This window comes from Arthrobacter sp. 10T425 (genome assembly GCF_056393985.1).
Genome location: NZ_JBFTGZ010000102.1, coordinates 1 through 404, shown reverse-complemented (window position 1 = coordinate 404; position 404 = coordinate 1). Strand labels below are relative to the sequence as shown.

Sequence of the window (404 nt, the reverse complement as noted above, 5' to 3'; positions counted from 1 at the left end):
GTTGGCAGCCGTGGCCGGGGCGATGTCGCCCTTGCTCAGCCCTTCCACGTAGTTCGCGTAGAAGGACACCTGCTGCCACGGACGGAACACGATGCCGGCCAGCGGGGTGACCGCGCTCTCGTCGTAGTCAGCGGTCTTCACGCCGCTGGCGTTGTAGTTGCCCGACTTCACCTGCTGGTAGCGCAGGCCGAGGGTCAGGGAGACGCGGTCATCGAGCGCGCTCAGCGTGTCAGCCAGCGCCACGCCGGAGAGCGTGGAGTCCGATACCTTCGGCACCCGTTGCGGCGTGGCGATGTGCTGCTCGGGGCGGTCGACCGGCGCGTAGATATTGGACAGCACCGGCGTGCCGGCCACGTTGGCGTTGGCAATCCGGTCCATATAGAGGTTGGCCTGCAGCGCCAGCG

The 404-nt window shown here is 67.6% G+C and carries 1 protein-coding gene; it reads right to left on the bottom strand.

Features of this window, described 5'->3' with window-relative positions; genetic code table 11:
* A partial coding sequence (locus AC1DDH_RS20715; RefSeq protein WP_476956252.1) for a TonB-dependent receptor domain-containing protein occupies nt 1-404 on the bottom strand: 404 nt, incomplete at both ends.